This is a genomic window from Escherichia sp. HH41S, from assembly GCF_009820115.1.
Classification (GTDB): Bacteria; Pseudomonadota; Gammaproteobacteria; order Enterobacterales; family Enterobacteriaceae; genus Escherichia; species Escherichia coli_F.
Window position 1 is genome coordinate 71,533 of sequence record NZ_VNXE01000068.1, and the last position, 25,898, is coordinate 97,430.

Annotated in this window: 19 protein-coding genes; 10 read left to right on the forward strand and 9 right to left on the reverse strand. The window is 53.1% G+C overall.

Annotated elements, in window-relative coordinates:
* Positions 1-101: 101 nt before the first annotated feature.
* The 6 genes from baeR to mdtA are packed head-to-tail and all read right to left on the reverse strand — an operon-like array spanning position 102 to position 11,084.
* Positions 102-824 carry a two-component system response regulator BaeR gene (gene baeR, locus FQZ95_RS14605; RefSeq protein ID WP_000137876.1) on the reverse strand — a complete coding sequence of 241 codons (723 nt, stop codon included), beginning with the start codon at positions 822-824 and terminating at the stop codon, positions 102-104.
* Positions 821-2,224 carry a two-component system sensor histidine kinase BaeS gene (gene baeS / locus FQZ95_RS14610; protein WP_088541363.1) on the reverse strand — a complete coding sequence of 468 codons (1,404 nt, stop codon included), beginning with the start codon at positions 2,222-2,224 and terminating at the stop codon, positions 821-823. The genes baeR and baeS overlap by 4 nt, the downstream gene beginning before the upstream one ends.
* Entirely contained in the window at positions 2,221-3,636 is a 1,416-nt protein-coding gene (locus FQZ95_RS14615) for an MFS transporter (protein WP_032184548.1), read from the reverse strand. The genes baeS and FQZ95_RS14615 overlap by 4 nt, the downstream gene beginning before the upstream one ends.
* Positions 3,637-6,714, reverse strand: coding sequence for a multidrug efflux RND transporter permease subunit MdtC (gene mdtC, locus FQZ95_RS14620; RefSeq protein ID WP_088541364.1), 3,078 nt, complete (start codon positions 6,712-6,714; stop codon positions 3,637-3,639).
* Positions 6,715-9,837, reverse strand: a complete 3,123-nt coding sequence (gene mdtB / locus FQZ95_RS14625; protein WP_160530357.1) for a multidrug efflux RND transporter permease subunit MdtB — start codon at positions 9,835-9,837, stop codon at positions 6,715-6,717. It lies immediately after the preceding gene.
* Positions 9,837-11,084 carry a multidrug efflux RND transporter subunit MdtA gene (gene mdtA / locus FQZ95_RS14630; RefSeq protein WP_160530358.1) on the reverse strand — a complete coding sequence of 416 codons (1,248 nt, stop codon included), beginning with the start codon at positions 11,082-11,084 and terminating at the stop codon, positions 9,837-9,839. Before mdtA ends, mdtB begins: the two co-directional genes overlap by 1 nt.
* 278 nt (positions 11,085-11,362) lie before the next feature.
* Between mdtA and FQZ95_RS27005 the strand changes: the two genes are divergently transcribed.
* The 5 genes from FQZ95_RS27005 (at position 11,363) to pphC (ending at position 13,710) form a co-directional block, all read left to right on the forward strand.
* Positions 11,363-11,419 carry a type I toxin-antitoxin system Ibs family toxin gene (locus tag FQZ95_RS27005; protein ID WP_100733666.1) on the forward strand — a complete coding sequence of 19 codons (57 nt, stop codon included), beginning with the start codon at positions 11,363-11,365 and terminating at the stop codon, positions 11,417-11,419.
* A gap of 271 nt (positions 11,420-11,690) precedes the next feature.
* Positions 11,691-11,747: a type I toxin-antitoxin system Ibs family toxin gene (locus FQZ95_RS14640; protein ID WP_103054298.1), complete on the forward strand. Its 57-nt coding sequence runs from the start codon at positions 11,691-11,693 to the stop codon at positions 11,745-11,747.
* Positions 11,748-12,018: 271 nt separating this feature from the next.
* Entirely contained in the window at positions 12,019-12,075 is a 57-nt protein-coding gene (locus tag FQZ95_RS14645; RefSeq protein WP_100249772.1) for a type I toxin-antitoxin system Ibs family toxin, read from the forward strand.
* A gap of 217 nt (positions 12,076-12,292) precedes the next feature.
* The gene (locus FQZ95_RS14650; RefSeq protein ID WP_160530359.1) at positions 12,293-12,952 is read left to right on the forward strand and encodes a vWA domain-containing protein; all 660 of its coding nucleotides are present in this window, start codon (positions 12,293-12,295) and stop codon (positions 12,950-12,952) included.
* Positions 12,949-13,710, forward strand: coding sequence for a protein-serine/threonine phosphatase PphC (pphC, locus tag FQZ95_RS14655; RefSeq protein ID WP_160530360.1), 762 nt, complete (start codon positions 12,949-12,951; stop codon positions 13,708-13,710). Before FQZ95_RS14650 ends, pphC begins: the two co-directional genes overlap by 4 nt.
* Positions 13,711-13,774: 64 nt before the next feature.
* Here the strand turns inward: pphC and FQZ95_RS14660 are convergent, their stop codons facing one another.
* Positions 13,775-14,236: a YegJ family protein gene (locus FQZ95_RS14660; protein ID WP_032184543.1), complete on the reverse strand. Its 462-nt coding sequence runs from the start codon at positions 14,234-14,236 to the stop codon at positions 13,775-13,777.
* 200 nt (positions 14,237-14,436) lie between these two features.
* Here FQZ95_RS14660 and yegI point away from each other — a divergent pair, with 200 nt between their 5' ends.
* Positions 14,437-16,383: a protein kinase YegI gene (yegI, locus tag FQZ95_RS14665; RefSeq protein ID WP_160530361.1), complete on the forward strand. Its 1,947-nt coding sequence runs from the start codon at positions 14,437-14,439 to the stop codon at positions 16,381-16,383.
* 12 nt (positions 16,384-16,395) lie between these two features.
* On the opposite strand, the gene yegD is transcribed toward yegI, so the two are convergent.
* Positions 16,396-17,748 carry a molecular chaperone gene (gene yegD / locus FQZ95_RS14670; RefSeq protein WP_000469720.1) on the reverse strand — a complete coding sequence of 451 codons (1,353 nt, stop codon included), beginning with the start codon at positions 17,746-17,748 and terminating at the stop codon, positions 16,396-16,398.
* A gap of 133 nt (positions 17,749-17,881) precedes the next feature.
* Here yegD and alkA point away from each other — a divergent pair, with 133 nt between their 5' ends.
* Complete coding sequence (gene alkA / locus FQZ95_RS14675; RefSeq protein WP_160530362.1) at positions 17,882-18,730, forward strand: DNA-3-methyladenine glycosylase 2; 849 nt, start codon at positions 17,882-17,884, stop codon at positions 18,728-18,730.
* Between the two features lie 109 nt (positions 18,731-18,839).
* Here alkA and FQZ95_RS14680 read toward each other — a convergent pair whose 3' ends face one another.
* Positions 18,840-22,157, reverse strand: a complete 3,318-nt coding sequence (locus tag FQZ95_RS14680) for a diguanylate cyclase (RefSeq protein WP_160530363.1) — start codon at positions 22,155-22,157, stop codon at positions 18,840-18,842.
* A 317-nt stretch (positions 22,158-22,474) separates the two neighbouring features.
* Between FQZ95_RS14680 and udk the strand changes: the two genes are divergently transcribed.
* The 3 genes from udk to asmA all read left to right on the forward strand — a co-directional run bounded on the left by udk (position 22,475) and on the right by asmA (position 25,664).
* On the forward strand, positions 22,475-23,116 hold the full coding sequence (udk, locus tag FQZ95_RS14685) for a uridine kinase (RefSeq protein WP_001295424.1): 642 nt from the start codon (positions 22,475-22,477) through the stop codon (positions 23,114-23,116).
* A gap of 91 nt (positions 23,117-23,207) precedes the next feature.
* Entirely contained in the window at positions 23,208-23,789 is a 582-nt protein-coding gene (gene dcd, locus FQZ95_RS14690; protein ID WP_001234777.1) for a dCTP deaminase, read from the forward strand.
* A 21-nt stretch (positions 23,790-23,810) separates the two neighbouring features.
* Positions 23,811-25,664, forward strand: a complete 1,854-nt coding sequence (gene asmA / locus FQZ95_RS14695; protein ID WP_032184537.1) for an outer membrane assembly protein AsmA — start codon at positions 23,811-23,813, stop codon at positions 25,662-25,664.
* Positions 25,665-25,898: the final 234 nt, after the last annotated feature.

A 25,898-nucleotide genomic window follows, 5' to 3' on the forward strand; every position in this document is an offset into this window, starting at 1 on the left:
CAGGTGCTTGCCAGGGCGGAGAGATAATGTCAGATAGCCGACAATGCGCGGGATAATGCTGCCGGATGTGGCGTGAATGCCTTCTCCGGCAGGTAAAAATGTTAAACGATGCGGCAGGCGTCGGCTTCCCAGCGATAACCGACACCGTAGACGGCGCGGATAAAAGACTGCTCTTCGTCCAGAGCTTCCAGCTTGCGACGCAGGTTTTTAATGTGGCTGTCGATGGTGCGGTCAGTTACTACGCGGTAGTCGTCATAAAGATGATTGAGCAATTGCTCGCGGGAGAACACTTTTCCTGGTTCATGAGAGAGTGTTTTCAGCAGACGAAATTCCGCAGGCGTCAGGTCAAGCATTTTACCGCGCCATGAAGCCTGAAAACGACCTTCGTCGATAATCAACGGGCTTTCGGCATCCTGTTGCTGCAACTCGCGCTGCGGTTTGCAACGGCGCAAAATGGTTTTGACGCGCGCTACCACTTCCCGTGGACTGTACGGCTTACAGATATAATCATCTGCGCCAATCTCCAGCCCGAGCAGGCGGTCGATCTCTTCGATTTTTGCTGTCACCATCACGATCGGAATGTCAGAAAAACGACGAATCTCCCGACACAACGTCAGGCCATCGGTGCCAGGGAGCATCAGATCCAACAGGATCAGATCCGGTGGTGTCTGGCGCACATATGGCAGTACCTGATCGCCGTGGCTGATAAGCGTCGGCGCATAGCTCGCAGCACGCAGATAATCAATAAGCAACTGCCCCAGCTTCGGTTCATCTTCCACGATCAAAATACGTGGCGTGTTTTCGTCGATTGGTAACTCGGTCATACTTCTCTCTGTAAATCCCGTTCCAGCGGTAACTCTACTGTAATGCTTACCCCGCCAAAAGGCGAATGAGCGGCAACAATGCGACCATTATGTGCTTCAACAATGTTAAGACAAATCGCCAGCCCCAGGCCGGAACCGCCGCTGGCACGGTTGCGGGAACCTTCGGTGCGATAAAAACGCTCAAACAATTTTTGCAGTTGATCGTCACTAACGCCCGGTGCACTGTCGGCAAAGGTCAGGCGCACCGTTTTGTCATGTTGCTCGGCAGAGATTTTCAGGCTGCCGCCGCTGTCAGTGTAGCGCAGGCTGTTTTCAAGTAAGTTATTGAACAATTGCATTAAACGATCGCGATCGCCAAATACAGTAATGCTGTCTGGCAGGGAAAATTGCAGTTTCAGCCCGCGGCTGGCGAAACGCTCACGAAATGCGCCACCCGCGACTTCCAGTAGCGGGATCAGATCCACCGACGATTTCTGGTAGGCGAGAGCGCCTTCATCAGACATCGACAATTGATGAAGATCATCCACCAGTTTGGTCAGTGTACCGACCTCTGCCTGTAAAGAAGCCACCGTCTCCGGCGTGAATTTACGCACGCCATCCTGAATAGCTTCCAGTTCGCCGCGCAGTACCGCTAAAGGCGTGCGCAGCTCGTGGGAGATATCGGCCATAAAATCGCGGCGCATCTGTTGGTTTTTCTCCAGCGTGCTGGCGAGCTGGTTGAAGTCTTGCGCCAGTTTGCCCAATTCATCTTCACTGGTGGGCGTCACGCGAGTAGTGAAATCGCCCGCTGCCAGTTTGTGTGTACCGTCCACCAGTCGTTTGACCGGAGCCAGCAAACCGCGCGCCAGTGGGAATGTCGCCAGCGCCGCTAACAAGGTAGATAAAGCGACAATCAGCCAACTGGTTTGCCTCTGTTGTCTGTCAAAATTGATGTCTGTATTGCGGGTCAGTCGTTCAACAGGGGAGGCGATCACCGCACCCACTTCCGCCCCATTGACCATAATGGGCCGCCGTGTGCCGTCTGGTGGAATAGGTGCTCGCGGGCCAACCAGCACTTTGTTGTTTTGATCAACCACCCAGAATTGCGTGCGCCAACCGTGTGGCGGCATACCGGGGCCGGGCTTATCTTCGTTGTTATCATGCTCCAGCGAACGTAGGATCTGAAATACAAAGCGATCGTTATTACGCAGGAAGCGCCAGTTCCCGTGCTGGGCGTACTGCTCACCAAGCGCATCGCCGAGCATTTGCAGCCGTTGTTCATTACCATGCTTGATGTAATCGATAAAGCCGCGCTCAAAACTGATACGTACCGCCCAGTGCATCGTGATCAATAAGACAATGCAGGTGGCGAAAATCGCCAGAAACAGTTTGCCGGTAATACCGGGTCGCCAGAACTTCATTGCGCGCTCCTTTTTCGCCGCGAAATAGCGACATTTTGATGCGTATCGTTCGGCACTCTGGCAAAGACAAACGCCGGAAGGGCGATGATAAACGCCATGCTAAGCCAGGTGTACATAAAGACGGTTTGTGTGGTGCTGCTGTCTACGCTGACATGCTGTGAACCAAAAAGCCCCAGCAACAGCCCGGCGATGGTGACGCCGATACTCATCGATAATTGCATAATCATCGACAGCAGGCTGTTGCCGCTGCTCGCCAGATTGTCTGGGAGATCTTTCAGCGTCAGGGTGTTCATGGAGGAGAAACGTGTCGAGTTGACCATTCCTTGTAAAAACAGGACGAACGGCAAAACGTAGTACCAGCCCAGCAGAGCGGTAGTCATAAACAGCAGGGTGACCAGCGACAGGCCCAGCGTGGTCGCCACCAGTACCCGACGGTAGCCAAAGCGATTCACCACCTGCACTACAATTCGCTTCATTCCCATGCTGCCGAGCACCATCGGGATCATCATCAGACCGGCATGGAACGGCGAGAAACCGAGGCCAATCTGTAAGAAAACCGGTGTCATAAAGGGCAACATGCCACTGCCGATACGTCCGGCAAAGCTCCCCGCCAGGCCCAGCGAAAAGGTACGGGTGCGGAACAGTTTCAGGCTGAACAGGGCGCGGTTGTTATTTCTGGCGTGCAGCAGATAAAGCACCAGTGCCACCACGCCAATCGCTGCCAGTCCGGCAATCGCCAGCGGTGAAAGTCCCGTGCCTTTACTGCCATCCAGCGCCAGCGTTAATACCGCCATGCCGACCGCCAGCAACAAAAAACCGGAGAGATCGAAACGCCGCGTCTGCATGGTGTAGTTTGGCATTAACATCAGCGTGGCGATCGCACCGATAATCCCTACCGGAATGTTGATCAAAAAGATCCAGTGCCAGGACGCGTATTCCACCAGCAGGCCGCCGAGCGCCGGACCCAATAGTGGGCCGACCTGACCGGGCAGCGTAACAAAGGTCATCGCCGCCATATATTGCTCACGCGGAACAATTTTCATCACCGTAAGCCTGCCGACCGGCACCATCATCGCGCCGCCAACGCCCTGTAACGCGCGAGCAAGCAACAGTTCGTTTAACGTGGCAGAAAGCGCGCAAAACAGCGAACCGAGGGTAAACAGTACGATGGCGGTAAAGAAAATATTGCGCACGCCGACTTTGTCCGCCAGCCAGCCGCTGGCGGGCAGCATCACCGCCACGGTCAGTACATAAGAGACAATGACCATGTGCATATGCAACGGACTTTCCCCAAGGCTTTGCGCCATTGAGGGAAGGGCGGTGTTTACGATGGTGGTGTCCAGCGACTGCATAAAGAAGCCGAAAGCCACAATCCACAATTGCCAGCGGGTGCTGTCGGGAAGATCTGTCATTTACTCGGTTACCGTTTGTTTAGGTTTACGCGAAAAACGCAGCCGCAGACGGTCAAAAAAGAGATACACCACTGGCGTGGTATACAGCGTCAGAAGCTGGCTCATTACCAGACCGCCGACAATGGTGATCCCCAGGGGTTGGCGCAGCTCCGAGCCGTCACCGCCCGACAATACCAACGGCAGCGCACCAAACAGCGCCGCCAGGGTAGTCATCATAATCGGGCGAAAACGCAGCAGACAGGCCTGGAAAATAGCTTCCTGCGGCGTCAGGTTACCGTGCCGTTGGGCTTCGAGCGCAAAATCGACCATCATTATGGCGTTTTTCTTCACGATGCCGATTAATAGCATGATCCCTATCAGGGCGATTAGGCTGAACGGGGCATTGAATAGCTCCAGCGCCAACAGCGCTCCAACGCCCGCCGAGGGCAGGGTGGAGAGAATCGTGAGCGGATGTACGTAACTCTCGTAAAGGATACCCAGCACGATATACACCGTGGCGATGGCTGCGATAATCAGGATCACCTGCGAGTTCATCGTCTCCTGGAATACCTGCGCTGTTCCGGCAAAACTGCCGCGCACCGTCGAAGGCACACCTAGCTGGGTCATTGCGCGGTCAATCGCCGCACTGGCGTCCGAGAGCGATTTTCCGGTCGGCAAGTTGAACGAGATGGTCGAGGCCGCCGATAATCCCTGATGATTCACCGACAGCGGGGCATTCGCCGGTTGCCATTTAGCGAAATATGACAGCGGGATCGCTTTTCCTTCGTTATTAATGACGAACATTTTTTTCAGTGCACTGATGTCCTGGGTATAGCGCGGATCCACTTCCATCACCACTTTATACTGGTTCATGGGCTGGTAAATGGTCGAGATTTGCCGCTGCCCGAAGGCGTTATTCAACAGGCTGTTGGCGGCCTGCACGTCGATTCCCAGTCGTGCCATAGTGTCGCGGTCGTAAACCAGATTCATCTCCGCGCCGTTATCCTGCTGGTCGGAATTCACGTCCGCCAGTTCCGGTAACGTTGCCAGTTTTTTGCGGATTTTCGGCTCCCATTCGCGCAGCGCCGCCAGGTCGTCGGATAACAACGTGTACTGATAGCTGGCGTTCGACTGACGTCCGCCAACGCGAATATCCTGTACCGCCATCAGGAACAGATTCGCCCCCGGTTCTTTCGCCAGCTTCACCCGCAGACGGTCGATAATTTGCTGCGCCGTTTCGCTGCGCTCGTCGCGTGGTTTGAGAGTGATAAACATCATCCCACTGTTCACCCGCGAGCCACCGGTAAAGCCGGTGACATTATCCACTGCCGGATCGTCACGGATAATTTTCATAAAATCCTGCAACTTACCGCGCATCGCCTGAAATGAAATACTCTGATCCGCCTGTATCCCGCCCATCAACACGCCGGTGTCCTGCTCCGGGAAGAAGGTTTTCGGGATCGAGATATACAGCCAGATATTCAGCGCAATGGTGCCAAGCAGCACCACACCCACCAGACGGGTATGATTGAGCACCCATTTCAGCGACTTGCCGTAGCCTTGTTGCAGAGCAACCAACATGCGACCAAAACCACGCAGTCGCTTTTGCTCGCGCGGCTTGCTGGCTTTCAGCATCCAGCCGCACATCATTGGCGTTAGCGTCAGGGAAACCAGCAACGAAATACCAATGGCGACAGAAAGCGTCACGGCAAACTCGCGTAACAGGCGTCCTGGCAATCCGCCCATCAGCAGCAGCGGCAGGAACACCGCCACCAGTGACAGACTCATCGACAGCACCGTAAAGCCGACTTCGCGAGTACCTTGCAGCGCGGCTTGCAACGGTTTCATCCCCGCCTCCAGATGACGGGCAATGTTTTCCAGCACCACGATGGCATCATCCACCACAAAGCCTGTAGCGATGGTCAGCGCCATTAACGAAAGATTATTGAGACTGAAACCACACAGGTACATTGCCGCAAACGTACCAATCAGCGAAACCGGCACCGCAACGGCGGGAATAATAGTGGCGCGACCCGAGCGCAGGAATAAAAACACCACCAGAATCACCAGTGCCACCGAGATAATCAGCGTTTGCTCGACTTCTTCCAGCGAGGCGCGAATGGTGGGGGAGCGATCCTGGGCAATTTGCAGATCAATTGCCGCCGGAATGGTCTCCTGCAACTCCGGTAATTTTGCCCGGATGCTGTCAACCGTCTGGATAATATTGGCTTCCGGCAGCTTGCGGATCATCAGCAAAATAGCCGGTTTGGCGTTGGTCATCCCGGCGTTGCGCACATCCTGCACCGAGTCGGTCACCGTCGCCACATCGCCCAGACGAACCGCGCCGCCGTTGTTGTAATGAATAATCAACGGCTGATATTCAGCGGCGGTTTTCAGTTCATCGTTAGTCTGGATCTGCCAGCGGTGAGTGCCATCTTCCAGCGCCCCCTGTGGTTTACGCACGTTGGCATTGCTGATGGCAGTGCGCACATCGTCCAGCGAGACGCCCTGATTAAACAGCGCCTGCGGATTCAGCCCGACGCGCACGGCGGGCAACGAGCTGCCGCCGACATCGACATCACCGACGCCGTCGATTTGCGAAATTGTCGGAGCCAGTTGCGTCGAGGCGAAATCGTACAGTTCACCCTGCGAATAAGTATCGGATGTCAGCGTCAGGATCATAATTGGCGCATCCGAAGGATTCGCTTTGCGATAGGTCGGACGGCTTGGCATTCCGCTGGGCAGCAAACTTTGCGCGGCGTTGATCGCCGCCTGCACATCGCGCGCCGCGCCGTTGATATCCCGGTCAAAATCAAACTGCAAAATAATACGCGTGCTGCCAAGCGAACTGCTGGAGGTCATTTCACTGACCCCGGCAATGCGCCCAAGTGAGCGCTCCAGCGGCGTGGCGACGGAAGACGCCATTGTCTCCGGCGACGCACCGGGCAGCGAGGCGCTGACCATAATCACCGGAAAATCGACCTGTGGCAGCGGGGCGACCGGCAGCATACGGAAGCCCAGTATGCCGCACAGGGTAATGGCAACCGACAGTAAAATCGTCGCCACCGGACGGTAAATGAAGAGGGCAAAAAACTTCACTTACGCCTCCTCTTCATGGCGAGCAAAGCGGCTTTTGGTCCACAATGCCAGGCGGTCGAACAGCAGATAAATCACCGGCGTGGTAAACAGCGTCAGCACCTGGCTGACAATCAGACCGCCGACCATGCCGATGCCTAACGGACGACGTAGTTCCGCGCCGACTCCGGTGCTCAACATCAGCGGCAGCGCGCCAAGCAGTGCCGCCAGAGTGGTCATCAGGATCGGACGAAAACGCAGCAAACAGGCCTGGTAAATTGCATCGCGCGGCGACATGCCTTGCTCGCGCTCGGCAGCCAGCGCGAAGTCGATCATCATGATGGCGTTTTTCTTCACGATACCGATCAGCAAAATAATGCCGATGATGGCGATCACATCCAGCTCACTTCCGGCAATCATTAGCGCCAGCAGTGCGCCAACACCTGCCGTTGGCAACGTCGAGAGAATGGTGATCGGGTGAATAAAACTTTCATACAGAATGCCGAGCACGATATACATCGCCACCACCGCCGCGACAATCAGCCAGACAGTGCTGCCCAATGCCGACTGGAAGGCGAGGGTGCTGCCCTGGAACTGCGTGGTGATATCCACCGGCAGATTCAGCGTCTTTTCGGTGTCCATAATCGCCTGCACCGCATCGCCCAGCGAATAGTTATCTGGCACGTTAAAGGAGATGGTCGTTACCGGGAACTGATCCAGATGGTTGATGGAGAGCGGCGCAAAACGCTGCTCAATTTTGGCAATTGAGCTTAGCGGCACCACGCCACCGTCGCTGCTGGTCAGGCGGATAGTATCCAGCGCCGCGAGGCCTGGGGTATTTTCGGTATTGTGCTCCAGCACCACGCGATACTGGTTGGCCTGAGTATAAATAGTGGAAATCAGCCGCTGACCAAACGCGTTGTACAGGGCGTTATCGACGTCCGCCATGCTGATCCCCAGACGGCTGGCGCTGTCGCGATCAACATTGACATACGCCACCAGCCCTTTGTCCTGCCAGTCGCTGGAGACATCAGAAAGCTGCGGCAGCTGCTGGAGTTTTTCCACGAGTTGCGGCACCCAGGTACTGAGCGCATCCAGTGACGTGGCCTGTAAGGTAAACTGGTACTGGGTGCGGCTGACCTGAGTATCAATCGTCAGGTCCTGCGTTGGTTGCAGGAAGAGATCGACGCCCGGCACTTTATCTACTGCCGTTTGCAAACGGGCGATGACTTTTTGCACCCGATCATCACGTTCATCCAACGGTTTGAGGTTGATCTGTAAACGCGCACTGTTCAGCGACGGGTTAGTGCCATCAACGCCAACAAATGAGGTCAGGCTCTGCACCGCAGGGTCCTGCAAAATCACATCCGCGACCTGGCGTTGCCGCTGGGCCATATTGGCAAAGGAGCTGGATTGCGGTGCCTGCAAGGTGCCCTGAATAATGCCGTTGTCCTGTACCGGGAAGAAACCTTTCGGAATGAACACCCACAATAGAACGCTCAGCAGCAGCGTGCTGAGCGCCACGCTTAAGGTCAGCCACGGATGATTCAGCACTTTCGCCAGTCCACGACCATAGGCGGCAATTATCCTGTCGAACATTTTTTCCGAGGCCCGGGAGAAGCGGTTCTGTTTACGCAGCGACTCCTGGCTGAGCATCCGCGCGCACATCATCGGTGTCAGGGTCAGCGACACCACGGCTGAGATCAAAATCGCTACCGCCAGGGTAATGGCAAATTCGCGGAACAGTCGCCCGACGATATCACCCATAAACAGCAGCGGGATCAGCACTGCAATCAGAGAGAAAGTCAGTGAGATAATGGTAAAACCGATTTCACCTGCGCCCTTGAGCGCCGCTGCCAGTGGTTTTTCGCCTTTTTCGATATAGCGGGAAATGTTTTCGATCACCACGATGGCGTCGTCGACAACGAATCCGGTGGCGATGGTTAACGCCATCAGCGTCAGGTTATTGATTGAAAAATCGAGAAACACCATGACCGCGAAGGTGCCGATTAACGACAGCGGCACCGCGACGCCAGGAATGATGGTCGCCGGAATATTGCGCAGAAACAGGTAGATAATCATGACTACCAGCGCGATAGCCATCATCAGTTCAAACTGGGTATCGTCGACTGATGCGCGGATATTGGTAGTGCGATCGGAAAGTACCGTCACTTTTACCGATTTCGGCAGACTCTCGGTAAGCTGTGGCAGCATCTGCCGAATGCTGTCGGCGGTAGAGATAATGTTAGCACCGGGCTGGCGCTGAACATTCATCACAATGGCCTGTTCTTTGTTCGCCCATGCGCCAAGCCAACTGTTTTCTGCGCCTTGTTCAACGGTTGCGACATCACCAAGACGAATCGGCGCGCCGTTCTGGTAGGCGATAATCAACTGGCGATATTCATCTGCAGATTGCATCTGGTCGTTCGCGGAAAGCGTGACCGCGCGGGAAGGGCCGTCGAGGCTACCTTTAGCCGAGTTAACGTTAGCGCCGGTAATGGCGGTGCGCACGGTTTCGCTGGTCAGGCCGAGGGCGGCAATCGCCTGGGCGTTAAGTTTGACGCGAACAGCCGGACGCTGACCGCCGGAAAGCGTCACCAGCCCGACGCCGGAAATCTGCGAGATCTTCTGCGCGACGCGGGTTTCCACCATATCTTCCACTTGCGTCATCGGCATGGCGGTTGATGTGACGGCAAGCGTCATGATCGGCGGATCTGCCGGATTCACTTTGCTGTATACCGGAGGGTTAGGCAGATCGCTCGGCAACAGGTTAGTGGCGGCGTTAATCGCGGCCTGCACTTCCTGCTCGGCGACATCCAGCGGCAATGTTAGCTGGAATTGCAAGGTGATAACTGACGCGCCGCCGGAACTTTGCGATGACATCTGTTTCAGGCCAGACATCTGCCCAAATTGGCGTTCGAGCGGCGCAGTAACGGCGGAGGTCATGACATCCGGGCTGGCGCCAGGGTAGAGCGTGACCACCTGAATGGTCGGATAGTCCACTTCCGGCAGCGCCGAAACGGGCAGGGCGCGATATCCGATAATCCCGGCGAGTAAGATCGCCACCATCAGCAGCGTGGTGGCAACAGGACGCATAATAAACAGGCGCGACGGACCGCCTGTGCTGCTCGGAGGTAACACCTGCATCAGGAACGCGCTCCTTTTTTCGCGTATTCGCGGCTGGTAGCTTTCTCTTCCGGTGCAGTGGCGCTCTGAGCTTCCACCACTTCCACTTTCGCTCCTTCAGTCAGGCGATCAATGCCGTCTGTTACTACGCGATCGCCCGCGGAAATCCCCGCGCGGATCACCACTTTCTGACTGTCCTGAATGCCCGGCGTCACCAGATGTTTGCTGACTTTGTTTTCGCTATTCAGCACCCAGACAAAATGGCCTTCGTTGCCCATTTGTAGGGCGGCGGTGGGGATCACAATGGCATTTTGTTCGGTGTCGACTAACATGCGCGCGTTAACAAACTGATTGGGAAACAGCGCATCGTCCTGATTATTAAAGCGCGCTTTCACTTTAATCGTACCGGTCGTGGCATCGATTTGATTATCGAGGCTTAACAGCGTCCCTTCACTTAACTTCTTCGAGTTGGTGCGATCCCAGGCTTCAACCACCAACGGTTTTCCGGCTTTTTGTGCCTGGATGACAGTAGCAATATCACTTTCCGGCAGGGTAAAGAGCAAATCGATAGGATGCGTCTGGGTGATCACCACAATTCCGGTGGTATCGCCACTGGAGATTTGGTTACCAACATCAACCTGCTTGAGACCAACGCGACCATCGACTGGTGCGGTGATGCGGCTCCAGTCGAGTTGCAGCTGTGCGCTGGCGACGCTTGCTTCATCAGCCTTAATGGTGCCTTCGGTTTCACTGACCAGCGCCTGTTGGGCATCCAACTCCTGACGGGAGACGAGATTGGTTTTTGCCAGTTGCTGATAACGCGCTAAATCACGGCGGGCGTTGGCTAGTGTGGCTTTATCTTTTGCCAGTTGGCCCTGAGCTTGTGCTAATGCAACTTTGAACTGGCTGGGGTCAATTTCTGCCAGTAAATCGCCTGCTTTGACCTGCTGACCCTCCTGGAAATGTAATGCCATCAGTTGACCATCTACGCGACTGCGCACCGTAACGGTGTTAGCAGCGGTAATCGTGCCAAGCCCGGTAAGGTAGCGCGGGACCGCCTGTTCCACGGCAGTTGCTGCCTGAACCGGGGCCAATGGACCGGCACGCATACCACGGCGACCACCCGCTGGCGACTGCTGTGCTTGCTTCGTCGCACCTGGCGCTACGCTCTGGGATTCATTGCGGCCTTTCCAGAACCAGAAAGCGGCGATGGCGGCGATAACCACCACGATTACGATTACCCAACGGGATTTATAACTGCCTTTCATCGTTAAGAGTTTCTCTTCCTGAAACGTTTCGCGGAATGATACTAGTGTAGCCAGCCAATAAGGGAGAAAAATGGAGGAATTATGAAACACTGTCGGGAATCGTCTGAATGACGGGCACATTTGCGAGCACGCATCCAGTAATAACACAGGAAACTATTTTATCTACGCGTTAGCGATAGACTGCATTCAGGGCGAAAGGAGGTAAGCCAAAGATTTCAGCGGGACGCTGAAACGGGAAAGCCCCTCCCGAGGAAGGGGCCTTAAATAAGGAAAGGGTCATGATGAAGTGGATCATCATCGTGGTGCTCTTAGTCGTTAGCTACCCAGCTTACTAAGACTACCAGGGCGGGGGAAACCCCGCTCAACCCTCACTCCTGAAAATATGCCTTCACGGTCAGAATGTCAATCCGCAGGCTTTGCAGTCTGCGATCCTGCCAGCAAATATTCTTTGCGAGTCGTTACGCAATAATCACAGTGGAAACTATTTTATCTAAGCGTTAGCGATAGACTGCATTCAGGGCAAAAGGAGGTAGGCCGACGATTTCAGCGGGACGCTGAAACGGGAAAGTCCCTCCCGAGGAAGGGGCCTTAAATAAGGAAAGGGTCATGATGAAGCTACTCATCATCGTGGTGCTCTTAGTCATTAGCTTACCGGCTTACTAAGACTACCAGGACGGGGGAAACCCCGCTCTACCCTCACTCCTGAAAGTATGCTTTCACAATCAGATTGTCAATCCGCAGGCTTTGTAGTCTGCGATCCTGCCAGCAAATATTCTTTGCGAGACGTTACGCAATAATCACATGTGAAACTATTTTATCTGCAAGTTAGCGATAGACTGCTTGCATGGCGAAAGGAGGTAGGCCGCCGATTTCAGCGGGATGCTGAAACGGGAAAGCCCCTCCCGAGGAAGGGGCCTTAAATAAGGAAAGGGTCATGATGAAGCTACTCATCATCGTGGTGCTCTTAGTTATTAGCTGGCCAGCTTACTAAGACTACCAGGGCGGGGGAAACCCCGCTCTACCCTCACTCCTGAAGTTATGTTACTCCACCCTTATTGTCAATCTGTAAGTCCACGTTCTTGCGGGGCGAATAGAAAAACCCTCTGCGCTTATGGGCCGAATTCTGAAAGTTGCTTTGCCTGCTCTTATTTCATTATTGCAGTCGGTATGATACCGGACCTCAATAATTCTCTAAGAAAGGATTTCTTATGAGCGAACAAATCACGTTTGCCACCAGCGATTTTGCCAGTAACCCGGAACCACGTTGCCCCTGCATTTTGCTGTTGGATGTTTCTGGTTCGATGAGTGGTAGACCTATTAATGAACTTAACGCCGGATTGGTTACCTTTCGCGATGAGCTGCTTGCCGATTCGCTGGCCTTAAAAAGAGTGGAACTCGGTATTGTGACGTTCGGCCCGGTGCATGTGGAACAACCATTTACCAGCGCCGCTAATTTTTTCCCGCCCATCCTGTTTGCCCAGGGCGATACACCAATGGGGGCCGCCATTACCAAAGCCCTGAATATGGTTGAGGAGCGCAAACGTGAGTATCGCGCCAATGGTATTTCATATTATCGTCCGTGGATTTTCCTGATTACCGATGGCGCACCAACCGATGAGTGGCAGGCTGCTGCCAACAAGGTGTTTCAGGGGGAAGAAGATAAGAAGTTTGCCTTCTTTTCCATCGGTGTTCAGGGGGCGGATATGAAGACGCTGGCCCAAATCAGCGTTCGTCAGCCTTTGCCTCTTCAAGGATTACAATTCCGCGAACTGTTTAACTGGTTATCCAGTTCGCTGCGTTCGGTTTCCCGCTCCACGCCGGGAACGGAAGTTGTACTGGAAGCGCCAAAAGGCTGGACGTCAGTGTGAGCTGGCGTCTGGTTTATGCATCAGCCGTTGGAACGTCGCACATCAGCGCTGACTTGTCTTGCCAGGATGCCTGCCAGATGCAGGTTGCCTGGCTAGAAGACCAGCAGCCATTATTGTCGGTATTTGTCGCTGATGGCGCAGGCAGCGTCTCGCAGGGAGGCGAAGGTGCGAAGCTTGCCGTCAATGAAGCGATGGCTTATATATCGCAAAAAGTGCAGGGTGGGGAATTGGGGCTTAATGATGTCCTCGCCACGGATATTGTACTGACTATTCGTCAGCGACTTTTTGCCGAGGCGGAAGCCAAAGAATTAGCGGTCCGTGATTTTGCCTGCACATTTCTGGGACTGATTTCATCACCTAACGGCACATTGATTATGCAGATTGGCGATGGCGGCGTGGTGGTAGATTTGGGGCACGGTTTGCAATTGCCGCTCACGCCGATGGTGGGTGAATATGCCAACATGACGCATTTCATTACCGATGAAGATGCCGTTTCCAGACTGGAAACTTTCACCAGCACTGAGCGTGCGCATAGAGTTGCAGCATTTACGGATGGTATTCAGAGACTGGCGTTAAATATGCTGGATAATTCTCCGCATGTGCCTTTCTTTACCCCGTTTTTCAATGGACTGGCGTCAGCAACGCAGGAACAACTCGATTTATTACCTGAATTGTTAAAGCAGTTTTTGTCCAGCCCAGCGGTAAACGAGCGTACCGATGATGATAAAACGTTAGCACTGGCTATGTGGACAGAATGAACATCGCATGGCGGTTGAAGACAACGGTTCAACCGCCAGTTTAAGCAATCAATATAATGGCTGGCTAGCGAACTAATTTTGCTCTTAGCTCGTCGGCTTCTTCTTTTGGATAGGTGACCAATAAAGGATCAATGGTATAACCACCGTAAATTTTATCTCCGCGCGTATACATCCAGTCTGAAATATCTTCTTTCTTGATTTTCCACTCCTGGCCATATTCTACGTTTGTAACAATACCAGGGTCATTGCTTATTATACCAATAAACATGCCGTTAGAATAAGTGACATCCGTGAGCCAGAAATGCTCGGTTTCTCCGCGATCGGTTATCGGGGCTTTGACTGCGAAAGTATCAGCATCTTTTTTATTCATAACTTCGATGAATTGATCGGTTTCTTTCCGCGCATGTTTAATCGCGTCAGACATCGCCTTTTTATCATAACCTCCCGTCACTAACGTATCCGAAACTTCACTAAAGCCCGCGGTAGTAAAAAATAGCAGACACAACATAAGTAATATCTTTTTCATTTTTTCTCCAGAATCCCTGTGTAGTAAAAGTTAGCAAAAAACCTGTGGAAGTGAATCATTATCAGGTTGGAATTGAATTGTATCCTGATGAAATTGCATTATCATTTTTATTCTTGAGTGGGACTCTTCCAATATAGAAATAATTATAATGGGCAGTGTTATTATTCATAGAAATATAATATAACTGCCCTTGAAACATTATGAAGACAAATATAAAAGTATTTACATCGACAGGTGAATTGACCACTCTCGGGCGTGAACTGGGCAAAGGTGGCGAAGGCGCGGTTTATGATATCGAGGAGTTTGTCGATAGCGTCGCCAAGATTTATCACACGCCGCCACCCGCCTTAAAACAGGACAAACTTGCCTTTATGGCTGCGACAGTTGACGCGCAGTTGCTGAATTATGTCGCCTGGCCGCAGGCAACGCTTCACGGTGGACGAGGCGGAAAAGTTATCGGTTTTATGATGCCGAAGGTTTCAGGTAAAGAACCAATTCATATGATCTATAGCCCGGCACATCGTCGTCAACGTTACCCTCATTGTGCGTGGGATTTTCTCCTCTATGTTGCGCGCAATATTGCTTCATCTTTTGCTACGGTTCATGAGCACGGGCACGTCGTGGGTGACGTAAACCAGAACAGCTTTATGGTAGGTCGCGACAGCAAAGTGGTGTTGATCGATAGTGACTCCTTTCAGATTAACGCCAATGGCACACTGCATTTATGCGAAGTCGGCGTGTCGCATTTTACGCCGCCAGAGCTGCAAACCTTGTCGTCATTTGTTGGCTTTGAACGCACAGAAAATCACGATAATTTTGGCCTTGCATTGCTGATTTTTCACGTATTGTTTGGTGGGCGGCATCCTTATTCTGGTGTGCCGCTTATCTCTGATGCGGGTAATGCGCTGGAGACGGATATTGCCCATTTCCGTTATGCCTACGCGTCAGATAATCAGCGACGTGGTTTAAAACCGCCGCCACGATCGATTCCGCTATCGATGTTATCGGGTGATGTTGCAGCCATGTTTCAGCAGGCGTTCACGGAAAGTGGCGTGGCAACCGGGCGTCCGACGGCAAAAGCGTGGGTTGCGGCACTGGATTCTCTACGCCAACAATTAAAGAAATGTACCGTTTCAGCAATGCATGTTTACCCTGGTCATTTAACCGACTGCCCGTGGTGTGCGCTGGATAATCAAGGCGTTATCTATTTTATTGATCTCGGCGAAGAGGTCATTACCACCAGCGGTGATTTTGTGCTGGCGAAAGTCTGGGCGATGGTGATGGCGTCAGTAGCACCACCAGCATTGCAACTGCCATTACCCGATCATTTCCAACCGGCTGGCAGGCCGCTTCCTTTAGGCCTGTTACGGCGTGAATACATTATTCTGATTGAGATCACACTGTCAGCGTTATCGCTGTTGATTTGCGGTCTTCAGGCAGAACCGCGTTGTATTATTTTGGTGCCTGTGCTGGCGGCTATCTGGATTATTGGCAGTCTGACAAGCAAAGCTTACAAAGCAGAAGTCCAGCACCGTCGTGAGGTATTTAATCGTGCGAAAATGGACTATGACCATTTAGTCAGCCAGATCCAACAGTTGGGCGGGTTGGAAGGTTTTATCGCCAAACGGACGATGCTCGAAAAAATGAAGGACGAATTTCTCGGTTTACCGGAAGAAGAAAAGCGCGCGGTGGCAGCACTTCACGACACCGCAAGGGAACGGCAGAAGCAGAAGTTTCTGGAGGGATTTTTTATTGATGTTGCCTCTATACCCGGTGTTGGCCCTGCGCGTAAAGCGGCGTTACGGTCCTTTGGTATTGAAACGGCGGCAGACGTTACCCGACGGAGCGTTAAGCAAGTTAAAGGTTTTGGTGATCATCTGACCCAGGCGGTTATCGACTGGAAAGCGAGTTGCGAACGCCGTTTTGTGTTCAGGCCGAATGAAGCGATAACGCCAGCAGACAGACAAGCGGTAATGGCGAAAATGACCGCCAAACGACATCGGCTGGAATCGGCGTTGACTGTCGGTGCGACAGAGTTGCAGCGATTCCGCCTTCATGCTCCAGCACGGACCATGCCGTTGATGGAACCATTACGTCAGGCAGTGGAGAAACTGGCTCAGGCGCAGGCTGATTTAAGCCGCTGCTGAGCCATTTTTCAATTAACGAAACACCACTTCTGCCCAACGTGCCAGCCCGGCGGTAACCGACCCAAAGTCATCGCCGCCTGCAATCGGAATGCCCGGCAACTGTTCTGCCAGCGCTTTTTTAATCAGCGGCGATCGGGCGCTACCGCCGGTCAGATAGATGACATCCGGTTTTTCCTGGGCGTTATCCAGCGCCAGTTGCACCTGTTCCAGAATTCGCGCCAGCGGCTGACTGAGGGCGTTTTCCAGTCCTTGTTGGCTAATCAGTGTTGCCAGTTCATCGCTGATAAACGGCAGCGATGCGCGGGTTTCCGCTGCGCTGGAAAGGGCGATTTTGCTCTCTTCCGCGCTGCGTACCAGCCGATAACTTAAACGCTGACGCCAGACTTTCTGTAACAGGGCCACTTTCTCCGGTTCGCGGGCGTCGCGTACCAGGTCGTTAAGCAGACGACCGTTAGCACTACTGTAGAAATCACTCTGCGCAGGTACATCGTTGATGGCAACCGCATTCCACCACGGCAGAATCGGCAGGGCGATGCCTTTTTCGGTTTCGCCACCCATGCCCAGTAACGGCATCAGGTTTTTAAACGCCAGCGCGATATCCAGATCGTTACCACCAATACGGCAACCACTATGACCCAGCAGGCTGGCTTCACGATCGAGACGCGAACGCCACTGCGGCCCCATCAGCAGCAATGAACAGTCAGTTGTACCACCGCCGATATCCACCACCAGCACCCGTTTTTCTTCCTGCAAGGTGGCTTCGTAATCCAGCCCAGCCGCCACCGGCTCGTACTGGAATACCACATCCTTAAACCCGGCACGCTTCGCTGCGCGCTCCAGAATCCCTTGTGCCTGGGCGTTTGCTTCATCGCCGCCCAGCCCCTGGAAGTTGATCGGGCGACCAATCACCGCCTGGGTAATCGCTTCTGGTAATTGCGCCTGCGCCTGTTGGCGAATGTGCAACATCATTGCGCAGACCAGATCCTCAAACAGCGCCACCTGCTGCGGTTTTAAGCCGCTGGCACCGAGGAACGATTTTGGTGATTTCACAAACCACACTTCTTCCGGATCATCAATGTACTGCGCCAGTGAGGAAAGACCGAACTGCACGCTTTTCGCCGTGACATCGATATCTTCTTCGCGGTTATAACGAATCGCCCGACGTAACAGCGCCTGCGTTTCATTGTCGTCTGCCGGAACATCATGATGGCGGTACAGCCATTCGCTTACCGCTTCACGCGTTGGCGCGCAAAGCATTGAAGGCAGCAGCGTGCTGTCGTTTTCCATTTTTAGCAAATGCGGTTTACCGTCACGCATGACCGCCACTGAACAGTTTGCTGTACCGTAATCAAAACCAATAAACACGAAATAATCCCCATGCCGGTGAAGAAGGGGCGTGACTTTAGCGAAATGTTGCCGTCGCGACAACCGGAATATGAAAGCAAAGCGTAGCGTCTGAATAACGTTTATGCTGAAAGCGGATTAACAAGGAGATGCGATGTATACCCTTAACTGGCAGCCGCCGTATGACTGGTCGTGGATGTTGGGATTTCTCGCCGCCCGCGCGGTGAGCGGCGTGGAAACGGTCGCTGACGATTTTTATGCCCGTAGTCTGGCGGTGGGCGAATATCGCGGCGTGGTGACTGCTATTCCGGATATAGCCAGCCATACTCTGCACATAAATTTAAGTGCAGGTTTAGAACCTGTTGCCGCTGAGTGTCTGGCGAAAATGAGCCGCCTGTTTGATCTGCAATGTAACCCGCAGATTGTTAACGGTGCGTTGGGCAAGTTAGGCGCGGCGCGGCCCGGATTGCGTTTACCTGGTTGTGTTGATGCTTTTGAGCAGGGCGTGCGGGCGATTTTAGGCCAACTGGTGAGCGTGGCGATGGCGGCAAAATTGACCGCCAGAGTGGCACAGCTTTATGGCGAACGGCTGGATGATTTTCCGGATTATGTCTGCTTCCCCACGCCTCAACGGCTGGCTGCAGCCGACCCGCAGGCATTAAAAGCGTTAGGTATGCCGTTGAAACGGGCAGAGGCACTGATTCATCTGGCAAATGTGGCGCTGGAGGGCACCTTACCAATGACAATACCGAGCGACGTAGAACAAGCGATGAAAACGCTGCAAACTTTTCCGGGTATCGGGCGCTGGACGGCGAATTATTTCGCCTTACGTGGTTGGCAGGCGAAAGATGTTTTCCTGCCGGATGATTATCTGATTAAAAAGCGATTTCCGGGAATGACACCGGCACAAATCCGCCGTTATGCCGAACGCTGGAAGCCCTGGCGTTCTTATGCGCTGTTGCATATCTGGTATACGGAAGGCTGGCAACCAGACGAAGCATGACGTTGGTCGCCGGATGCGGTGCGAGCGCCTTATCCGGCCTGGGGAATGAGCGATTTGTAGGCATGATAAGACGCGTTAGCGTCGCATCAGGCAATGGGCAAACGCTCCCTCAGTTAATCGCGAAATAACTGCTATTCACCAGCAAATCCAGCGGTTGGGCATCGGCAATCACATCGCCATAAATCAGATCGACGCCGATGCCAGAAAGCGTATCCATCACTAAGGGTAAAACAACTGGCCCGGCGATAGTCTTCACCCCGAGTCGCTGAGCGTGCCCCTGAATAATCGTAATCAGCATCTCATCCATCAAATTACCCTGCACGCTGGCGCATAGCTCACCGTCAAGTAGCAGGTAATCTGCCATATTCGCTTTCAGCGTGTTGAAAATTTGCAGATCGCGACCCACCTGGCTGAGCACTATCCGACATCCCGCCAGCCGCAGTTTTTGCACGCTTTCTGCGCGATCGAAAACCGCTTCTGCCGGAATAATCAGATGTAATAACCGTGGTGGTAGAGGGTTATTTTCCAGTTGCTCAAGCAGTTCATTCACCAGCGCGGCGCTACTCAAACCGGCAACAGAAAGGGGGAGGGCGATGCTTAAGCCTTTACTGGCAATCGCTTTTGCGGTCTGCTGGAAAAATTCATGGAGTACCCGGCGGTCAAGAGCATGGTTAAGCGCCGGATCACCGAAGCTACGACGAAATGTTTGTTCATCAAAAATCTCGCCTTCGCAACCCCAGAGTTTTAGTGATATCAACCACAAATTACGCGCTTCCGGGATCCGTGGCGAAGCGACGCCGTGGGCGATCATCATCAACTGATTCTCTTTAATCATCCGCCACTGTTCATCAATCGACATCGCCGCCCGTTCGATATGTGCGTCAGCTTGCTGCGGTTCGTAAACTGTCACCCGGCCGCGGCCACCATTTTTGGAGGCATAACAGGCGATGTCAGCCTGCGACATCACTTCAACCGCCTGATGATTGTTGTCATCAATCAAGGTAATCCCGGCACTGGCACCTACCCGATGTACACGTCCTTCCCATATAAAGTGATAGTCATTCACGGCGCTGATAATGCGTGTAGCGATAAAACGCGCACTTTCGACATTACAATCTGGCAGCAGCAGACCAAATTCATCGCCACCGAGTCGCGCCAGCACGTCGCTGGAGCGCAGCATACTCAGCATCAATGACGCCAGTTCGCGCAACAAAGCGTCGCCAGCGGCGTGTCCGGCGCTGTCATTCACCGCTTTAAAGCGATCAAGATCGATAAACACCAGGGCATGTCGCTGATGTGTACTGTTTACCGTTTGCAGCAGGATGCGTAGTTGCTTCTCAAAACTGGTGCGATTGGCGAGATGCGTCAGTGCATCATGGGAGGCGCTGTAGCTCAGCTGGCGCAGCATTTTGCGTGATTCGGTGACGTCCTGAATCACCAGAACCGAGCCTATATTGCTGCCGTCCAGAGTACTTAACGGCGTAATACTGTAATGCACGTCGTAGCTGCCGCCGCTCCGGCAGTGCAACACCACATCTTGTTCAATCGCAGAACGTGAGGTGTCGGCACTGTAAATGTTCTCCATTAATGGCCCGTTGTCGCCAAAAGTAATATGCAACACCGTCAGGAGCGGAACACCTAACGCTTCTTCCTGCGTCCAGCCGCTCATCTTCTCCGCCACCGGATTCATAAAGGTAATTTTCATTGCCATATCAATACAGACCACGGCTTCGCCGATGGAATCCAGCGTAATGTGCAGGCGCTCTTTTTCCTGAAACAATGCCTCGTTAAGCTGTTTCACTTCGGTCATATCCATATTAATGCCGAGCAGGCGTTCGACTTCGCCTTCTTTATTCAGTACCCGGTTGGCGAGGGCGCGGATATGGCGAATACCGTCTTTCACGGTAATGCGAAATTCCAGTTTAAAGGGCGAGCGTGATTGCAACGAATCGCGAATCACTTTTTCGGCGTGTGCGCGATCTTCCGGCAATACACACTCGTACCACACCTGCCAGTTCGGTTTGATATGCGGAGGAATTTCATACAGCTCGAACATCCGCTTATCCCAGCTAAAAATATTCGGCTTTAGCTCCCACTCCCAGATGCCAATCCCGCCCGCTTCGTTAGCCAGCGTGATGCGCTCCATCAGTTGCTGGTTCACCTGTTCGGTGCGTTTTAGCTCGTTAATGTCTTCAATCTGAGCGATAAAATAGAGCGGCGTACCATCGGTGTGGCGCACTAGTGAGACGGCAAGCAACGCCCAGACAACATCGCCATTGCGGTTGTAGTAGCGTTTTTCCATTGAATAGGTGTTTATTTCACCGCTTATCAGCTTTTCAACCTGTTGCAGATCTTTATTGAGATCCTCCGGCCAGGTCAGTTGCTGAAAGGTGAGTCCGCGCAGTTCTTCCTGACTGTAACCGAGAAACTGGCAGAGCGCTTTGTTGGATTGCAGCCATTGCCCCTCGGTGCCCACTAATGCCATGCCGATGGCGGAATATTCCATCGCGTTCCGAAAGCGGGTTTCGCTTTCGGAAATGTGTTTGCGTTCCGCACGAAAGGCATACATCACCATCGTCATGATGTTGGCGGGCAGCAGGATCAGCAAAAACGGTAGCCACGGCATATGGCTCATCAGGTATGTACGCGGCGTAGCAAGCAGGGAGGGATCAGCGGCCATCATCAGTGACACCATCATCACCGTGGTAAGGAAGATCAAAAAGGCTTCCATTCGTGGCAGGCGCACGGCGCTCCACATCAACAGCACAATAATGAAAGTAAAAGGCCACGGTAGATACAGCATCGAAAGCCAGCTTAACGTCAGTGTGATGGCTAACGTGAGCAGTGACTCAAAAAGCAACCTTGGGTTGCGATGGCGCAGCAGATAGTGTGGTTTAAATAACAATCCCAGCGGCACCAGTGCCAGGGCGCCGATGGATTCTGACAGTACCCATATCAAAAATGCCCTGAGAGGATCGTCTCCGGGCGTCAGCAGGACAACCAGAACACCCCCTAACAGAGGTGGAACAATGGCGCTGCCGAATGCCAGACGCAGCCAGTCAGCCAGATTTTGCAATGGGTTATACCACGGCAGCAATTTACGCAGTAGCACTGCCCCGACCACGGCTTCAACAATATTGATGGTCGTCCAGGTCATGTTCAGCGAGCTGGTGGAAAAAAGCAGGATGGATGCGGCGATATTTCCCAGCGAGCAGCTCAGCGCTATTCCCGGCCACATGCGCCCGGCATGGCGATAAAACGCCACCATCATGATGGATGTCGGGAACCACAATGGGGCGAGTTGGGTGCCAAACTGCGAAAGCTCAAGCGAGAAAAGGGTGAAGATAAACGAGACTAAACCTAAACTGACCAGGTGAAGCAGCGGGTGGGGCAGGGCAATTAATACATGCTGTGATTGTTTGCTCATTACCGCTTTATCCGCAAGACCAGGTCGCCAGTATTCGTTTCTGTGTTTATGCTAGTACAAAAGTTTTACATTTTATATGCGAATTGCTCATAAAGTGACGTAAAGGCGGATAATTTGCGCAACGACGTATAACATTTTTTACCTTGCATTAAAACTGAACAACGTAATTTGCCACCGGGAATTATTCGTCAACAATTACTCTGAGCGCGCGGCAACGCTATTCGACTGGTATCAGGCGGATGAAATCCCTATAATTGCCGCGTTTGGCGCTTCGTCGCCCCCTTCCTAACATCCAGGTTAATCAGGTCGCTAAATATATGACTGATCAGTCTCATCAGTGCGTCATTATCGGTATCGCTGGCGCATCGGCTTCCGGCAAGAGTCTTATTGCCAGTACCCTTTATCGTGAATTACGTGAGCAAGTCGGTGATGAACACATCGGCGTAATTCCCGAAGACTGCTATTACAAAGATCAAAGCCATCTGTCGATGGAAGAACGCGTTAAGACCAACTACGACCATCCCAGCGCGATGGATCACAGCCTGCTGCTTGAGCATTTACAAGCATTGAAACGCGGCTCGGCAATTGACCTGCCGGTTTACAGCTATGTTGAACATACGCGAATGAAAGAAACGGTGACGGTTGAGCCGAAGAAAGTCATCATTCTCGAAGGCATTTTGCTGCTGACGGATGCGCGTTTGCGTGACGAACTTAACTTCTCAATTTTCGTTGATACCCCGCTGGATATCTGCCTGATGCGCCGCATCAAGCGTGATGTTAACGAGCGTGGGCGTTCAATGGATTCCGTGATGGCGCAATATCAAAAAACTGTGCGCCCGATGTTTCTGCAATTCATTGAGCCTTCTAAACAATACGCGGACATTATCGTGCCGCGCGGCGGGAAAAACCGCATCGCCATCGATATATTGAAAGCGAAAATAAGTCAGTTCTTTGAATAAGCTTGATAAATTGTGTACCGTTCAGTGATAACCTGGTATGCCCTTGACGTAATTGGCGTTAAGGGAGTGATGCACGAAAGGAGAAAATGCCATGCGTCTGTGTGACCGAGATATTGAAGCCTGGCTTGATGAAGGCCGTTTGTCGATCAACCCACGTCCGCCGGTGGAGCGTATTAATGGCGCGACGGTGGATGTGCGCCTGGGCAATAAATTTCGTACCTTCCGTGGTCACACGGCAGCGTTTATCGATCTGAGCGGTCCCAAAGATGAAGTGAGCGCCGCGCTTGACCGCGTGATGAGCGATGAGATCGTACTCGATGAAAGCGAGGCGTTTTATCTTCACCCAGGAGAGCTGGCGCTGGCGGTGACGCTGGAGTCGGTGACGCTGCCAGCCGATCTGGTGGGATGGCTGGACGGTCGTTCCTCACTGGCGCGTCTGGGGCTTATGGTGCACGTCACCGCGCACCGTATCGATCCGGGCTGGTCTGGCTGCATTGTGCTGGAGTTCTACAACTCCGGTAAGCTGCCGCTGGCGCTGCGTCCGGGCATGTTAATTGGTGCGCTGAGCTTTGAGCCGCTTTCCGGCCCGGCGGCGCGACCTTACAACCGCCGTGAAGATGCGAAATATCGCAACCAGCAGGGCGCGGTAGCCAGCCGAATCGATAAAGACTAATTCAGGCCCATTGAGGATACCATGAGACGATTTCTGACGACGCTGATGATACTCCTGGTCGTGCTGGTGGCCGGGTTATCTGCGTTAGTGTTGCTGGTGAATCCGAATGATTTCCGCGACTATATGGTCAAGCAAGTTGCTGCACGTAGCGGTTATCAATTGCAGCTCGACGGGCCACTGCGTTGGCACGTCTGGCCGCAACTTAGTATCCTCTCCGGGCGAATGTCTCTCACTGCCCAGGGCGCGAGCCAGCCACTGGTTCGCGCAGACAACATGCGTCTGGACGTGGCGCTTTTACCACTGCTGAGTCATCAACTGAGCGTTAAGCAGGTGATGCTAAAAGGGGCTGTGATCCAACTGACCCCGCAGACGGAAGCGGTGCGCAGTGAAGATGCCCCGGTTGCACCGCGCGACAATACCTTGCCGGATCTGTCAGACGATCGCGGATGGTCGTTTGATATATCCAGTCTTAAGGTGGCGGACAGCGTGCTGGTGTTCCAGCATGAAGATGACGAGCAGGTGACAATCCGTAATATCCGCCTGCAAATGGAACAAGATCCCCAACATCGTGGTTCATTTGAGTTCTCCGGGCGGGTTAATCGCGATCAGCGCGATCTCACGATATCCCTTAACGGTACGGTAGATGCTTCTGATTATCCGCATGATTTAACGGCGGCTATTGAACAAATTAACTGGCAGTTGCAGGGTGCCGATTTACCAAAACAAGGTATTCAGGGGCAGGGGAGTTTCCAGGCCCAGTGGCAGGAGTCACATAAACGCCTTTCATTTAACCAAATTAGTTTGACCGCCAATGACAGTACGCTGAGCGGGCAAGCACAGGTCACGCTGACAGAGAAACCGGAATGGCAGCTGAGACTGCAATTCCCGCAACTGAATCTTGACAACCTCATCCCGCTTAAAGAAACAGCGAACGGTGAAAACGGTGCCGCGCAGCAGGGGCAGAGCCAATCCACGTTGCCGCGCCCGGTCATTTCTTCGCGTATTGATGAACCGGCCTATCAGGGATTGCAAGGCTTTACGGCTGATATTTTGTTGCAGGCCAGTAACGTGCGCTGGCGCGGAATGAATTTTACAGATGTTGCCACGCAAATGACCAACAAGTCGGGTCTGCTGGAAATTACTCAACTGCAGGGCAAGCTTAACGGTGGACAGGTTTCACTGCCGGGCACGCTGGACGCGACATCAACAAATCCGCGGATAAACTTCCAGCCACGGCTGGAAAACGTTGAGATTGGCACCATTCTGAAGGCGTTTAACTATCCGATTTCGTTGACCGGAAAGATGTCACTGGCTGGTGATTTCTCCGGTGCTGACATAGATGCCGACGCATTCCGCCACAACTGGCAAGGACAGGCGCATGTCGAAATGACGGACACACGCATGGAAGGGATGAACTTCCAGCAGATGATTCAGCAAGCGGTAGAGCGTAATGGTGGTGATGTGAAGGCCGCTGAAAACTTCGATAACGTGACGCGTCTTGACCGCTTTACCACCGATTTGACGTTGAAGGATGGCGTTGTGACGTTAAACGACATGCAAGGTCAATCGCCTGTGCTGGCGCTGACAGGGGAAGGCATGTTGAATTTGGCAGATCAAACCTGCGACACCCAGTTTGATATTCGGGTCGTGGGTGGCTGGAACGGGGAAAGCAAACTGATTGATTTCCTCAAAGAAACGCCAGTACCGCTGCGGGTTTATGGCAACTGGCAGCAACTTAATTACAGTCTGCAAGTGGACCAGCTGCTACGCAAACATCTACAGGACGAAGCCAAACGTCGCCTGAATGACTGGGCCGAGCGGAATAAAGATTCCCGCAATGGCAAAGATGTGAAGAAGTTGCTGGAGAAGATGTAAGTCATCCAGATGACATATGCTGTAGGCCTGATAAGACGCGTAAGCGTCGCATCAGGCAATCACGTAGATTACTTTCAGCAAAGATGAATCATCTGTATAAGTAAGATACTTCAGCGAGGGTGTTGGTCCGGCTGTAAATCGCCGAATCGTTTCCTGTAGGCCGGGGCAGCCCACATGGATGTGGGCTGAGGGCGCGTTTTACAGGGATAATGAGATGGACGCTCCAGATTTTAC

Excerpts from the sequence above, each read along its gene's own strand:
- baeR (WP_000137876.1), bottom strand. The coding sequence starts at position 824 with ATGACCGAGTTACCAATCGACGAAAACACGCCACGTATTTTGATCGTG.
- baeS (WP_088541363.1), bottom strand. The coding sequence starts at position 2,224 with ATGAAGTTCTGGCGACCCGGTATTACCGGCAAACTGTTTCTGGCGATT.
- FQZ95_RS14615 (WP_032184548.1), bottom strand. The coding sequence starts at position 3,636 with ATGACAGATCTTCCCGACAGCACCCGCTGGCAATTGTGGATTGTGGCT.
- mdtB (WP_160530357.1), bottom strand. The coding sequence starts at position 9,837 with ATGCAGGTGTTACCTCCGAGCAGCACAGGCGGTCCGTCGCGCCTGTTT.
- mdtA (WP_160530358.1), bottom strand. The coding sequence starts at position 11,084 with ATGAAAGGCAGTTATAAATCCCGTTGGGTAATCGTAATCGTGGTGGTT.
- FQZ95_RS14650 (WP_160530359.1), top strand. The coding sequence starts at position 12,293 with ATGAGCGAACAAATCACGTTTGCCACCAGCGATTTTGCCAGTAACCCG.
- FQZ95_RS14660 (WP_032184543.1), bottom strand. The coding sequence starts at position 14,236 with ATGAAAAAGATATTACTTATGTTGTGTCTGCTATTTTTTACTACCGCG.
- yegI (WP_160530361.1), top strand. The coding sequence starts at position 14,437 with ATGAAGACAAATATAAAAGTATTTACATCGACAGGTGAATTGACCACT.
- alkA (WP_160530362.1), top strand. The coding sequence starts at position 17,882 with ATGTATACCCTTAACTGGCAGCCGCCGTATGACTGGTCGTGGATGTTG.
- FQZ95_RS14680 (WP_160530363.1), bottom strand. The coding sequence starts at position 22,157 with ATGAGCAAACAATCACAGCATGTATTAATTGCCCTGCCCCACCCGCTG.
- udk (WP_001295424.1), top strand. The coding sequence starts at position 22,475 with ATGACTGATCAGTCTCATCAGTGCGTCATTATCGGTATCGCTGGCGCA.
- dcd (WP_001234777.1), top strand. The coding sequence starts at position 23,208 with ATGCGTCTGTGTGACCGAGATATTGAAGCCTGGCTTGATGAAGGCCGT.
- asmA (WP_032184537.1), top strand. The coding sequence starts at position 23,811 with ATGAGACGATTTCTGACGACGCTGATGATACTCCTGGTCGTGCTGGTG.